Genomic DNA, 11,542 nt, shown 5'->3' on the forward strand with positions numbered 1-11,542 from the left:
ACCACCCGCAGGCCGCGGTTCGCCGCCGCGCTCCGGAACCGCCGGACGAGTTCGTGGCGGTTCCAGGCGTCGGTGCGGGTCCAGAGCAGGAAACCGTCGTCGAGCCGGTCGAAGAACCACGGCACGCGGCCGGGCAGGCCGCGGATCAGGTCGAATTCACTGCGCCACGCCGCCAGTTTTTCCGGGCCGTCGGTGCCGCCGTTTTCGCCGAGGTGCAGACAAAACCATGCGCCGGTCATGAATTCGACTCCCGGATCGGCGGTATCGTGACCACCGATTCCTACCACCGGTTTTCGGCCGGGGAACCGGACCGCCGGAAGTCTGGGATGCCTTAGGGGGGCGGCCGGGGTCGGAGTTCGGATCGGAAAATGCGCCGCGGACAGGGGGATGGCCAAGGGGGGTGGGCCGTTCGGCCGGGAAGCTGGGGACACCCCGGGGGGCGGCTAGGGGGCACCGCCCGCGCAACTCCGGCAAGACTGGGCGGGACGGCCGTCTCGCTTGCGTGCCGTCCGAACGGTCCCGGCGTGCGGCGGCGAACCGCGCCGGGACGTCTCACTCGACCGAGGGGTGTCGGCGGCATGCTGCGTACCGAGTTGATCCGTCCTCTGCCCGGCACGTTGCGGGCGCACGCGGACGAGTTCGGCGACAAGACCGCCTACACCGACGGCCGGCGCACCGTGGGCTACGCCGCATTGGAACTGCGTACGCGGCGGTTGGCCGGGCACTTGGCCGAACTCGGCGTCGGCCGCGGTGACCGGGTGGCGATCTACCTCGGCAACGGCGTGGAAGCCGTCGAAAGCTACTTGGCGATCGCCCGCGCGAGCGCGATCGGCGTGCCGCTGAACCCGCGGTCGGCCGACGCCGAACTCGGCCACTTCCTCGCCGACAGCGGCGCCACCGTGGTGATCACCGATCCCGAGCGGCTGGCCCAGGTTCGTCGCGTGCTCGCGGACCGGCCCGCCCGGGCGCTGCTCGTGACCGGTGACGGGCCGGCGCCGGCGGGCACCCGCTCGTTCGCCCAATTGTCCACAATGGACTCTGCGATGCCGGCCCGCGACGACCTGGGGTTGGACGAGCCGGCGTGGATTCTCTACACCTCCGGGACGACGGGCCTGCCCAAGGGGGTGGTGTCGACTCAGCGCAGCTGTTTGTGGTCGGTGGCGGCGAGTTACGTGCCGGCGTTGGGATTGGGCCCGGACGACCGGGTGTTGTGGCCGTTGCCGTTGTTCCATTCGTTGTCGCACGTGGTGTGTGTGCTGGGTGCGGTTTCGGTGGGGGCCTCGGTCTGGGTGCTGCCGGGGTTTTCGGCCGAGGACGTCGTGCGGGTGGCCGGGGAGTTCGAGCCGACGGTGCTGGCGGGCGTGCCGACCGTGTACCAGGGGCTGGTGACGTCCGGCGACCGCGGTGTGCTGCCGGGGGTGCGGGCCGGCCTGGTCGGCGGTGCCGTGCTGCCGGCGGGACTGCGCCGGTCCTTCGAGGACGTGTTCGGCGTGCCGCTGGTGGACGCCTACGGCAGCACGGAGTCCTGCGGGGCGATCGCGGTGAACTGGCGGGGCGCCGGGCCGGCGGGCTCGTGCGGGCTGCCGGTGCCGGGCCTGGCGGTGCGGCTGGTCGGCGAAACGGGGTCGGACGTGCCGGTCGGCGCGGAGGGAGAGGTGTGGCTCCGCGGCCCGAACGTGATGCTGGGGTACTGGAACCAGCCGGCGGCGACGGCCGAGGTGCTGGTCGATGGCTGGCTGCGCACGGGTGACCTGGCCCGGGCCGACGTGTCCGGCTTCCTGACGGTGACCGGCCGGGTCAAGGAATTGATCGTCCGGGGCGGGGAAAACGTGCACCCCGGGGAGATCGAGGAGGTCGTGCGCGGCGTCCCGGGCGTGGCCGACGTCGCGGCGGCGGGGCGGCCGCACGAGGTGCTGGGCGAGGTGCCGGTCGTCTACGTGGTGCCGGGCGCGGACGACTTCGATCCGGCCGAGGTCCTGCGGGTCTGCCGGGAGCGGCTGGCGTTCTTCAAGGTGCCGGTGGCGGTCTACGGGATCGACGCGGTCCCGCGGACCGCGTCGGGCAAGGTGAAACGGCACGCGTTGCTCGACCTGCCCGCCCGGCTCCGGGCGATCGGCGACGGCCACCACGAGCACCTCTACCGCACCGGGTGGGTCCCGGCCGGACCGGTGCCGCGTCCCGCGGGCGAAACCTGGGCCATCGCCGGCCTCGACGGTCCCGGCCTGGCCGCCGGACTCGAGGCGACCGGCGCACGGGTGCGGGCGTATCCCGGCGCCGCCGGCTTCGACCAGGCGGTCGATCGCGGCGAACCGGCGCCGGACGTCGTGATCGTGCCGGCCGGTCCCTGCTCCCTCGACGATCTCGCGAGCGACGGGCCGGATGGCCTGACCACCCGGCTGCGGCAGTGGCTCACCGACGAACGGCTGACCGGGACCCGCGTGGTCGTCGTCGACGCCGGCGCGCCGGACCCGGTGCCCGGGTTCGCTTCCGCGCCGCTGGCGGAAGTGCTGAGCGAGCACCCCGGCCGGCTCTCCGTCGTGGTCGCGGACCCCGCGGAGGGAAGCGAGAAGTGGGCCTCGGCGGTTCGCGATGCCGTCGCCACCGGCGAACCCCGCACGGCCGTGCGGGCCGGCGCCGCGCTGGTGCCCCGGCTGGCCCGGGTGTCGACCTCCGGCGCCGAGGTGACCGGCGAGGTCGACACCACCGGCACCGTGCTCGTCACCGGCGTCACCGATCCGGCCGCCGCGGCGATCGCCCGGCACCTGGCCGGCACGCGCGGCGCGCGCCGGCTCCTGCTGCTGGACCCCGGTGCCCTCGAAGACGAATCGGCGGTCCGGCTCGCGACCGACCTGACCGAAGCCGGCGTCACCGCGACCCTGGCGGCCACCGATCCCGGCGACCGGCCCGCGCTCGCGGCCCTGCTGGCCGGGCTGGACCGGCCCGTCACGGCCGTGGTGCACGTCCAGCCCGCCACGCCGTTCGGCCGGGCCGTGGTGGCCGCGGCCCGGAACCTCCACGAGCTGACCCTCGGGACCCAGGTGTCGACCTTCGTCCTGGCCTCCCCGGTGGCGGGGCTGCTGGCCGACGGCGCGCCCTCGGCCACCACTTCCTGCTTCGAAGCGCTGGCGCACCACCGCCGGGCCCGCGGGCTGCCCGCCGTGGCGGTGTCCTGGGACAGCTGGGAACCGGCTCCGGAGACCGGCGACACGACCGCGCTTTCGGTCGACGAAGGACTCGCCGTCTTCGAGAGCGCCCTCGCGGCCGGACAGACCTCGCTCGTCGCCCTGCGCTTGGACCTCGCCGCGTGGCCGGCCGGGGCGGAAGAGCGTGCGGTGCCGGACCTCCTGCGTGAACTGCTCGGCCTGGCCGTCACGCCGGAGCCGTCCGCGGCAGTGACCGAAGAGTGGCGACGCCGGCTGGCCGGCACGTCCGCCGACGACCAGGCCGCCCTGCTCGCGGCGTTGGTGCGAGCCGAAACCGCGCACGTGGCGGGCTTGCCCGGCGGCCACGCGGTCGCGGCGGAGCGCGCCTTCCGCGAACTGGGCTTCACCTCGGTGAACGCGGTGGAACTGCGGAACCGGCTCGGCGCCGCGACCGGGCTCGCGCTGCCGGCCACCCTGGCCTTCGACCACCCGAACCCCGACGCCGTCGCCCGGTACCTGAAACGGGAACTGCTGGGCGGCACCGAGGTGACGGTGACGCCGGTTCCGGCCGCGTCCTTCGTGGACGAGCCGATCGCGATCGTCGGGATGGCGTGCCGCTTCCCGGGCGGGGTGGCGTCGCCGGAGCAGCTGTGGGACCTGGTGGCCGCGGGCGGGGACGCGATCGGGGCGTTCCCCGGTGACCGCGGCTGGGATCTGGACCGGTTGTTCGACCCGGATCCGGATCGGGCGGGCACGTCGTACGTCCGCGAGGGTGGTTTTCTGGAGGATGCGGCGGGATTCGACGCGGGTTTCTTCGGGATCAGCCCGCGGGAAGCGCTGGCGATGGACCCGCAGCAGCGGCTGCTGCTGGAAACCTCGTGGGAGACCTTCGAGAACGCGGGCATCGACCCGGCTTCCCTGCGCGGCGGCGACGTCGGCGTGTTCGCCGGGGTGATGCACCACGACTACGCGACCGACCCCGAGCAGGTGCCCCCGGACCTGGTGGGCTACCTCGGCACCGGGACCGCGGGCAGTGTCGCGTCGGGCCGGGTGGCGTACTCCCTGGGCTTCGAGGGCCCGGCGCTGACCGTGGACACGGCGTGTTCGTCGTCCTTGGTCGCGATTCACCTGGCGGCACAGGCATTGCGCCGCGGTGAGTGTTCCCTGGCGTTGGCCGGAGGCGTGACGGTGATGGCGACGCCGGTGTCGTTCGTGGAGTTCAGCCGTCAGCGTGGGCTGGCTGCCGATGGGCGGTGCAAGCCGTTCGCCGGTGGCGCGGACGGGACGGGCTGGGGTGAGGGTGCCGGGCTCGTGCTGCTGGAACGGCTGTCGGTCGCGCGGGCGCGGGGACACCGGGTGCTCGGCGTGGTGGCGGGGTCGGCGGTCAACCAGGACGGTGCTTCCAACGGCCTGACAGCGCCGAACGGCCCGTCGCAGCAGCGGGTGATCCGGGCGGCCCTGGCGAACGCCGGACTGTCCACTTCGGACGTCGATGCGGTGGAAGCCCACGGTACCGGGACTTCACTGGGGGACCCGATCGAGGCGCAGGCCCTGCTGGCGACCTATGGGCAGGACCGCGACGAGCCGTTGTGGCTCGGGTCGATCAAGTCGAACATCGGCCACACGCAGGGCGCCGCGGGCGTGGCCGGGGTGATCAAGATGGTCGAGGCCCTGCGGCGCGGAGTGCTGCCGCGGACCCTGCACGTGGACGAGCCGACATCGGCGGTGGACTGGTCGGCTGGGGAAGTCCGGCTGCTCACGGAACAGCGCGAGTGGCCCGCGGTCGACCGCCCGCGGCGGGCCGGGGTGTCGTCGTTCGGCATCAGCGGCACGAACGCGCACGTCATCCTCGAACAGGCACCCGAACCGGAGCCGGTGGAACCCGTGGAGGGCGCGGCCGGCCTGGTGCCGCTGGTCGTCTCGGGCCGTGGCCCGGCCGCCCTGCGCGGCCAGGCGGCTCGCCTCGCGTCCGTTGTGGACGAATCCGGTGCGCCGCTGCCGGAGGTGGGTGCGGCCTTGGTGACGAGCCGGGCGCTGCTGCCCGACCGTGCGGTGGTGCCGGCCGCCGGCCACGCCGAAGCGGTGACCGGGCTGCGGGCGCTGGCCGGGGGAGCCGCGGCCGCCGGCGTCGTCTCGGGCCGCGCCGACGTGGAAGGCAAGCACGTGTTCGTCTTCCCGGGCCAGGGCGCGCAGTGGGCCGGTATGGGACGTGATCTGCTGGCGGCCTCGCCGGTGTTCGCCGAAGTGGTGGCGGAGTGCGAAAAGGCGTTGTCCCCGTGGGTGGACTGGTCGGTCACCGAGGTGCTCCGCGGAGCCCCGGACGCGCCGGGCCTCGACCGGGTGGACGTGGTGCAGCCGGCCTCGTTCACCGTGATGGTGGCGCTGGCCGAGGTGTGGCGCTCCTGGGGCGTGACGCCGGACGCCGTCGTCGGGCACTCCCAGGGGGAGATCGCGGCCGCCTGCGTGGCCGGAGCCCTCTCCGTCGCGGACGCGGCGAAGGTCGTCGCGTTGCGCAGCCAGGCCATCGCGGCGTCCCTGGCCGGCCGGGGCGGCATGCTGTCGCTCGCGCTGCCGGTGGAGCGGGCCGCCGAGCGGCTGGAACCGTGGGGCGGGCGCGTAGAGATCGCCGCGGTCAACGGGCCAGTGTCGGTGGTCGTCGCGGGCGACCCCGACGCGCTCGCGGCGATCCAGGCCGCCTGCGAGGACGACGGGGTGCGGGCCCGGATGATCCCGGTGGACTACGCCTCGCACACCCGGCACGTCGAAGCGCTGCACGACCGGCTGCGGGACACCTTGGCCGACGTCCGGCCCGGCCCGGCCGAGGTCCCGATGTGGTCGACGGTCACCCAGGAGTGGCTGGCCGGTCCCGAACTGGACGCCGGGTACTGGTACCGCAACCTCCGGCACCGGGTCGGCTTCGCGGCCGCGATCGAGGCGCTGCACGACCTGGGGCACCGCGTGTTCACCGAAGTGAGCCCGCACCCGGTGCTCACCACCAGCATCCAGGACGTCCTCGACACCCGGGACGAAACCCCAGCGGTGGTGACGGGCACCCTGCGGCGCGACGACGGCGGGCTGCGCCGGCTCCTGTCGAGCGCGGCGGAGCTGTTCGTGCGCGGGGTGAAGGTGGACTGGCGGGGCCGGTTCGCCGGCCGCGACGGGCGGCGGGTGGCGCTGCCGACCTACGCGTTCCAGCGGGAACCCTTCTGGCTCCACCGCACGCCCGCCTCGGGCGACGTCTCGGGTGCCGGGCTGGTGTCCGCGGAGCACCCGCTGCTGGGGGCCGCGACGAGCCTGGCCGCCGGCGAAGGCGTGCTGTTCACCGGCCGGTTGTCCACGCGGACGCACCCCTGGCTGGCCGACCACGCCGTGTCGGGCGTGACGCTCGTGCCCGGGACCGTCTTCGTCGAGCTGGCGATCCGCGGTGGCGACGAAACCGGGTGCCCCCTCGTCGACGAACTGGTCATCGAGACTCCGCTGGTGCTGTCCGGACCGGACGCCGTCCGGATCCAGCTCCAGCTCGACCCGCCGGCGGCGGACGGGCGCCGCCGGTTCGGCGTCTACTCCGCGCCCGCCGAAGCCGGCACCGGCCTGCCGTGGGTCCGGCACGCGAGCGGCACCCTGGCGCCGGACGCCGGGACGCCGTCGCCCGATCCCACCGCTTGGCCGCCGCCCGGCGCGGTGGCCGTCGACGTCGGCGGCTTCTACCCGCGGCAGTTCGCCCAGGGCTACGAGTACGGCCCGGTGTTCCGGGGCCTGCGGCAGGTGTGGACCCGCGGCCGGGAGGTGTTCGCCGAGGTCGCGCTGCCCGACGATGGCGCCGCCGTCGCCGGGTTCGGGCTGCACCCGGCCCTGCTCGACGCCGCGCTCCACGCGAGCACCTTCTGCCACGACCAGCCGGCCGAGCCCGGCCGGACGCCGCTGCCGTTCGCCTGGAACGGCGTCGCCCTGCACGCGTCCGGGGCTTCGGCGCTGCGGGTGCGGGCGGTGCCGGTGGGCAGCGACGGCGTTTCCCTCGAGGTGACCGACCCGGCCGGCGCGCCGGTGGCGTCGATCGCCTCCCTCGTTCTGCGACCGGTGGCCACCGACCGGCTGGCGCACCGCGACCCCGTGCCGGACTCGCTGCTGCGCATCGAATGGACCGCGGCCCCCGTCGCGCCGGTCGCCGAGCCGGTACCGACGACCGTGGCCGAAGTGCCGGCCGGCGCCGAGGTCCGGGCGGCCCTCGAGCACACGCTGGCGACGGTGCAGCGGTGGCTGGCGGACGAGCCGGCCGGCGACGACCGGCTCGTGGTCCTGACGCGGCACGCGGTGGCAGCCGACGACCCCGGTGTCTTCGTCGACCCCGCGGCCGCCGCGGTCTGGGGCCTGGTGCGGTCGGCCCAGTCGGAGAACCCGGGCCGGATCGTGCTGGTGGACGTGGACGACGCCGCGTCGTCGCGGGACCTGGTCCCCGCGGTGGTGGCCTCGGGCGAGCCGCAGGCGGCCGTCCGGGGCGGCACCGTGTTGCTGCCGCGGCTGGTCCGGGCGCCCGGCGCGGAACCGGCCGGCTCGGGCCCGTGGCGGCTGGAGAGCGGCGAATCCGGCACCTTGGAGGGCGTGCGGCCGGTGCCGTGCCCCGAGGTGCTGCGGCCCTTGGAGGACGGCGAAGTCCGGGTCGAGGTGCGCGCGGCGGGGGTCAACTTCCGCGATGTGCTGGTGTCGCTGGGCATGGTGCCCGGCCAGGAGGGGATCGGCGGCGAGTTCGCCGGGATCGTGACGGAGATCGGTCCCGGGGTTTCCGGGCTGCGCGAAGGCTCCCGGGTGATGGGCGTCCTCGGCGGGACGTTCGGCGGCTTCGGTCCCGTCGTGGTCGTGGACGCGCGCTTGGTCACCGAGGTGCCGGCCGGCTGGTCGTTCGAGGTGGCCGCGTCGGTGCCGGTCGCGTTCCTGACCGCCCTGTACGGCCTGCGCGACCTGGCTGACGTCGGGATCGGCGACCGGGTGCTGGTGCACGCGGCCGCGGGCGGCGTCGGGCTGGCGGCGGTGCGGCTGGCGCGCTGCTTCGGGGCGGAGGTGTTCGGGACCGCGAGCCCGGCCAAGTGGGACATCCTGCGCGCCGAGGGCCTGGACGACGCGCACCTCGCCAATTCGCGGTCGCTGGAGTTCGCCGACCGGTTGGCCGGGGTCGACGTGGTGCTGAACTCGCTGTCGGGCGAGTTCGTCGACGCCTCGCTCGGCCTGCTGGCGCCCGGTGGCCGGTTCCTGGAGCTGGGCAAGACCGACATCCGGGACGCCGAAGTCGTCGCCGGCGCCCATCCGGGGGTGCATTACGAAGCCTACGATCTGGGCCGCACGGCGGGGCCGGACCGGATCCAGGAGATGCTGCGCGAGCTGGTGACGCTCTTCGAGGAGGGCCGGCTGGCCCCGTTGCCGGTGACGCGGTGGGACATCCGGCGGGCGCCCGAGGCGTTCCGGTTCATGAGCCAGGCCCGGCACGTGGGCAAGGTCGTGCTGCGGCTGCCTCGCCGGCTGGACCCGGACGGCACGGTGCTGATCACCGGCGGCACCGGAACCCTCGGCGGGCTGCTGGCCCGGCACCTGGCCGCCGAGCACGGCGTGCGGAACCTGCTGCTGCTCAGCCGCCGCGGTCCCGCCGCCCCGGGCGCGGCCGAGCTGGTGCGCGAGCTGGGCGACGGCGTGCGGGTGGTGGCCTGCGACGTGGCCGACCGCGACGCGCTGGCCGCGGTCCTCGCCGGAATCCCGGCCGAGCACCCGCTGACCGCCGTGGTCCACACGGCCGGCGCGCTCGACGACGGCGTGCTGACCGCCCTGACCCCGCCACGGCTGGACACCGTGCTGCGCCCGAAGGCCGACGCGGCGGTGCACCTGCACGAGCTGACCGCCGACCTCGACCTGGCCGCGTTCGTGCTGTTCTCCTCCGGCGCGGGCGTGCTGGGCAACCCGGGCCAGGGCAATTACGCCGCGGCCAACGCTTTCCTCGACGCGGCGGCCCAGCGGTGGAACGCCACCGGGGCGCCCACGAAGTCGCTCGCTTGGGGCTACTGGGCCCAGGTCAGCGGCCTCACCGGCCACCTGGGCCGGACGGACCTGCAACGGCACCGGAGAAGCGGGGTCACCGGCCTGTCGTCGGCCGAAGGCCTCGCCCTGTTCGACGCCGCACTCCGGTCACCCGATGCTGCGCTGGTGCCGGTGAAGCTCGACCTGGCGAGCCTGCGCGGGAACGACGATCCCGCCGCGGTGTCCCCGCTGCTGCGGGGCCTGGTGCGGCCCGGACGGCGCGTCGCGGCGACCGGCGCCGCCGCCGGCGGCGGGTTGGCGGACCGGGTGCGAGGGTTGCCGGAGCCGGAGCAGAAGCGCGTGCTCGTCGACCTCGTGCGGGCGGAAGCCGCCGCCGTGCTCGGCCACGCGACGCCGGAGGCGATCGGTACCACCCAGGCGTTCAAGGAAGCCGGCTTCGACTCGCTGACCGCGGTGGAACTGCGCAACCGCGTCAGCACGGCCACGGGCCTGCGCCTGCCGGCCACCGTCGTCTTCGACCACCCCACGCCGGACGCGCTCGCCCGCCGCGTCCGGACCGAACTCCTCGGTACCGCGGAACCGGTGGCCGCCCCGGCGCCCGCCGCGGCCGTGACCGGCGACCCGATCGCCGTCATCGGGATGGCGTGCCGGTTCCCCGGCGGGGTGGCGTCCCCGGCGGATCTGTGGGACCTGGTCGCCGCCGGCCGCGACGCGATCCGGCCGTTCCCGGAGGACCGCGGCTGGGACCTCGCCGGCCTGTTCGACCCCGATCCGGACCGCGCGGGCAAGTCCTACGTCCGGGCCGGCGGGTTCCTCGACGACGCGGCGGGCTTCGACGCCGGCTTCTTCGGGATCAGCCCCCGCGAGGCGCTGGCCATGGACCCGCAGCAGCGCCTGGTCCTGGAGACGTCCTGGGAGACCCTGGAGAACGCCGGGATCGACCCGGCTTCCCTGCACGGGCAGAACATCGGCGTGTTCACCGGCGTGATCAACCACGACTACGCCGTGCGGATCCACCTGGCCCCCGGCGACCTGGAGGGCTACCGGCTGACCGGGACGTCGGCCAGCGTGGCGTCGGGCCGGGTGGCGTATTCGCTCGGATTCGAAGGGCCGGCGCTGACGGTGGACACGGCGTGTTCGTCGTCGCTGGTGGCGATCCACCTCGCGGCCCAGGCACTGCGCCGCGGCGAGTGTTCGATGGCGCTCGCGGGCGGAGCGTCGATGATGGCCCTGCCGGGGCCGTTCGTGGAGTTCAGCCGGCAGCGCGGGCTGGCGCCCGACGGCCGGTGCAAGCCGTTCGCCGGGGGTGCCGACGGCACCGGCTGGGGCGAAGGCGTCGGGCTCGTGCTGCTGGCACCGTTGTCGGTGGCCCGGGAACGAGGACACCGCGTACTGGCGGTGGTGGCGGGCTCGGCGGTGAACCAGGACGGGGCGTCGAACGGCCTGACCGCGCCGAACGGCCCGTCGCAGCAGCGGGTGATCCGGGCGGCGCTGGCGAGTGCGGGTCTGTCCACTTCGGACGTCGACGCGGTCGAGGCGCACGGCACCGGCACGGTGCTCGGCGACCCGATCGAAGCACAGGCGCTGCTCGCGACCTACGGGCAGGACCGCGGCGAACCGCTGTGGCTCGGCTCGGTCAAGTCGAACATCGGGCACACCCAGGGCGCCGCGGGCGTGGCCGGGGTGATCAAGATGATCGAGGCCCTGCGCCGGGGCGTGCTGCCGCGCACGTTGCACGTGGACGAGCCGACGCCGAAGGTGGACTGGTCGGCCGGTGCGGTGCGGCTGCTCACCGAGCAGCGGGCGTGGCCGGCGGTCGACCGCCCGCGCCGGGCCGGGGTGTCGTCGTTCGGCATCAGCGGCACCAACGCCCACGTCATCCTGGAGCAGGCACCCGAACCCGCGCCGGGCGCCGGCGACGGGCCGGAGCCGTTCCCCGGCGGGATCGTGCCGCTGGTGCTGTCCGGCCGCGGCCCGGCCGGCCTGCACGCCCAGGCGGCCCGGCTCGCGTCCTTTGTGGACGGCGACGACGTGCCGCTGCCGGCGGTGGGGGCGGCCCTGGTGACGAGCCGGGCGCTGCTGCCCGACCGCGCGGTGGTGCTGGCCGCCGACCGCGCCGAAGCCGTGGCCGGGCTGCACGACCTGACCGGTGCGGTCTCGGGGGTGGCGGACGTCGAGGGCAAGCGGGTGTTCGTGTTCCCGGGCCAGGGCGCGCAGTGGGTCGGGATGGGGCGTGAGCTGCTGGCCGTTTCCCCGGTGTTCGCCGGAGTGGTGGCGGAGTGCGAGAAGGCGTTGTCGCCGTGGGTGGATTGGTCGGTGACGGAGGTGCTGCGGGACGGCCTCGAGCTGGATCGGGTGGACGTGGTGCAGCCGGCTTC

Annotated in this window: 2 protein-coding genes; one reads left to right on the forward strand and one right to left on the reverse strand. The window is 75.0% G+C overall.

Going from position 1 to position 11,542, the window contains the following annotated elements; genetic code table 11:
* Positions 1-239: hypothetical protein (locus ACWEVN_RS41555; RefSeq protein ID WP_452054941.1), on the reverse strand; the 239-nt coding region annotated here is incomplete at its 3' end.
* 339 nt (positions 240-578) lie between these two features.
* Here ACWEVN_RS41555 and ACWEVN_RS41560 point away from each other — a divergent pair.
* Positions 579-11,542, forward strand: a 10,964-nt coding sequence (locus ACWEVN_RS41560; RefSeq protein WP_452054942.1) for an SDR family NAD(P)-dependent oxidoreductase, incomplete at its 3' end; no start/stop codon positions are given.

The sequence above is a fragment of the Amycolatopsis sp. NPDC003861 genome (genome assembly GCF_053605405.1).